Source organism: Streptomyces sp. NPDC017056 (assembly GCF_044332485.1).
Classification (GTDB): Bacteria; Actinomycetota; Actinomycetes; order Streptomycetales; family Streptomycetaceae; genus Streptomyces.
The window spans coordinates 1-3,183 of record NZ_JBIRPD010000042.1 but is presented as its reverse complement, the minus strand read 5'-3'; the positions used below and the strand labels follow the sequence as shown (position 1 = coordinate 3,183).

Annotated in this window: 1 protein-coding gene; it reads right to left on the bottom strand. The window is 70.9% G+C overall.

All coding sequences use genetic code 11. The annotated features are described in order from the left end of the window. A partial coding sequence (locus tag ACH4OW_RS39030) for an acyltransferase domain-containing protein (RefSeq protein WP_398033676.1) occupies positions 1–3,183 on the bottom strand: 3,183 nt, incomplete at both ends.

Sequence of the window (3,183 nt, the reverse complement as noted above, 5' to 3'; positions counted from 1 at the left end):
CACCGCACCCAACGCCTCCAACTCCCCCACCAACTCCACCGCACCCGGCGCCGCCAACCCCCGACGCGCCGTCAACACCACATGCCGCACCCCATAAACCCCCACCAAATGCCGCGCCACCAAACCACCCAACACCCCCACACCACCCGTCACCAACACCACACCACCCACATCAACCCCACGCCCAACCGACAACACCAACTTCCCCACATGCCGCGCCCGACCCATAAACCGAAACGCCTCACCAGCCCGCCGCACATCCCACGCCAACACCGGCAACCCACCCAACACACCTTGTGCGAAGAGGTCCACGATCTCGGCCAGGATCTCCTGCGTACGGTCGAGTTCGAAGTCCGGCAGGTTGTAGGCGGCGTAACGGACTCCGGCATGCTGCGCGGCGATCTCCTGCGGATCGCGGATGTCCGTCTTGCCCATCTCCAGGAAGTGGCCGCCGCGCGGCAACAGGCGCAGTGACGCCTCGATGAACTCGCCGGCGAGCGAGTTGAGGACGACGTCGACGCCCTGGCCGCCCGTCACACCGTGGAACTTCTCCGCGAAGCTCAGGTCCCGGGAGGAGGCGATGTGGTCGTCGTCCAGACCCAGCGAGCGCAGCACCTCCCACTTCCCCGGACTGGCCGTCGCGAACACCTCGCAGCCCCAGTGACGCGCTAGCTGGATGGCGGCGATGCCGACACCGCCCGCACCGGCGTGGATCAGCACCCGCTGCCCCGCCCGCACCTGGGCCAGGTCCACCAGGCCGTACAGCGCGGTGGTGTAAACGACGGGAATGGAGGCCGCCTCGGCGAAGGTCCAACCCTCCGGCATCGGCACCAGGTAGCCGCGATCGGTGACGGCCACCGGGCCGAAGGCGCCGGTGAACAGGCCGGTGACCCGGTCGCCCACCGCCAGGTCGGTGACATCGGGGCCGACCTCGGTCACCACGCCGGCAGCCTCGCCGCCCATGACCTCGTCCACCTGCACCATGCCGAGGGCCGCGACGATGTCCCGGAAGTTGATACCCGCGGCGCGGACCGCGACCCGGACCTCGCGGGCCTGGAGCGGGCGGGTCGCGTCGGGCGCCGGAGTGAGCACCAGGTTTTCGAGGGTTCCCCCACCGGTGGTGTCCAGGCGCCACGGCCCGTCGGCCGGCGGGACCAGCACGCTCTGGGCCGCGGCCCGCACCAGACGGCGGCAGCGTGGCGCCCCGGACCTGATGACGAGTTCGGCCTCGCCGCTCGCCAGCGCGGCGGGTATGGCCTGCACCGAAGCGTCCAGCGCTTCGCGGGCGCCCAGCGCGTCGGTGGCGTCGAGGTCGAGCAGCACGAACCGGTCGGGGTTCTCCGACTGCGCGGAGCGGATCAGCCCGGCAAGCGGCGCCCTGGCCAGGTCCGCGATCCGCTCACCCGGCTCGGCCGAGACCGCGCCCCGCGTGACGAGCACCAGCTTGGCGGCAGAGAACCGCTCGTCCGCCAGCCAGCCCTGCACCAGCTCCAGCGCCGCCCGCAGGGAACCGTGCACCCCGGCGACCAGGTCGGCGTCGGACGGCGCAGACACCGTCGTGAACACCACGTCCGGCACCTCCCCCGCGGCCCCCAGTTCGGCGAGCGTGGCGAATCCGGTGGCGCCGGGGACGTCGAACGGGAGCGCGCCAAGCACCGCCGCCGACGGCCAGGCGGTCTCGCCACCCGTCGGCAGGGGGCCCCACTCCACCCGGTAGAGCGCATCGGACTGTGCGGGCGTCGCCGTCAGCTGCTCCGCCGAGTACGGCCGCAGCGTCAGCGAGTCGACGGAGGCCACCAAAGCGCCCTTGGCGTCCGCGAGTTGAAGGGCGTACGAGTCCGGGACGGCGTCGGCGTCGGCGTCGGCGTCGGCGTCGGTACCGTTTCGCGAGATCCGCACCCGCAGCATCGACGCCCCGCTGGCGTGCAGGGAAACGCCGCGCCAGGCAAACGGCAGGGCCAGCCGTCCGACGTCCACGACCCCGAGGACGTGCAGCGCCGCGTCGAACAGAGCGGGATGCAGACCGAAGGCGGCCGCGTCACCGTCTGCGCCTTCGGGCAAAGCGACCTCGGCATAGAGATCGTCCCCGAGGCGCCAAGCGCTCCGCAACCCTCGGAACGTCGCCCCATAGCCGTAGCCTTCGCCTGCGAGCCGGTCGTAGTAACCATCGAGATCGACGCGCTGCGCACCGGCCGGCGGCCAGACACCCAGGTCGGACAGGGGAGCGTGGGTACCCAGCGCCAGCGTGCCGGTTGCATGGCAGGTCCAGTCCTGGTCGTCGCGCACCCGGGAGTGCACGGTGATCTCACGACGGCCGGACTCGTCCGCCGCGCCAACCATCACCCGCAGCGCCACGCCATCGCTCTCGGGCAGGACCAGCGGCGCCATCAGCGTCAAGTCCTCGACCTGGCCGCAGCCCACCTCGTCCGCCGCCCGAACAGCCAGTTCCACGAACGCGGTACCCGGCAGGAAGACGGAGCCGCGTACGGCGTGTTCGGCAAGCCACGGCTGGGACCGCAACGAGAGACGCCCGGTGAGCACAACCCCTTCGGCGCCCGGCAGGGCGACCACGGCACCGTACAGCGGGTGCTCCGGGTCTTGCAGACCTGCGGAACTGACATCTGCGGACGTTGCGGTGTTCTCCAGCCAGTAGTGCTCGTGCTGGAAGGCATACGTCGGCAGGTCCACCGTGCCCGCATCCGCGGGGAACAGGCCCGACCAGTCCACCTCCGCACCCTGCGCGAATGCCTCACCCGCCGACGCCAGGAACCGGTCCCAGCCACCGTCATCGCGCCGCAGCGTCCCCACCGCCGGCACATCCTGCACCGCCACCGTCAACACCGGATGCGGACTCACCTCAACGAACAGACCAAAGCCCTGCTCGGCAAGGGACCGCGTCGCCGTCTCGAACTCCACCGTCTGCCGCAGATTCCGGTGCCAGTAGCCCGCGTCCATCGTCGTCGTGTCCAGCCAGTCACCGGTCACCGTCGAAAACAACGGGATACGCGGCTGCCGCGGTGTGATCGAGCCCAGTACGTCCAACAGCTCCTCACGCAACACGTCCACCTGCGCCGAATGCGACGCATAATCCACCGCGATACGACGCGCCCGCACCCCCTCCGCCTCGCACCCGGCCACCAGCTCGTCCAGCGCCTCCGGACGCCCCGAAACCACCACCGACGA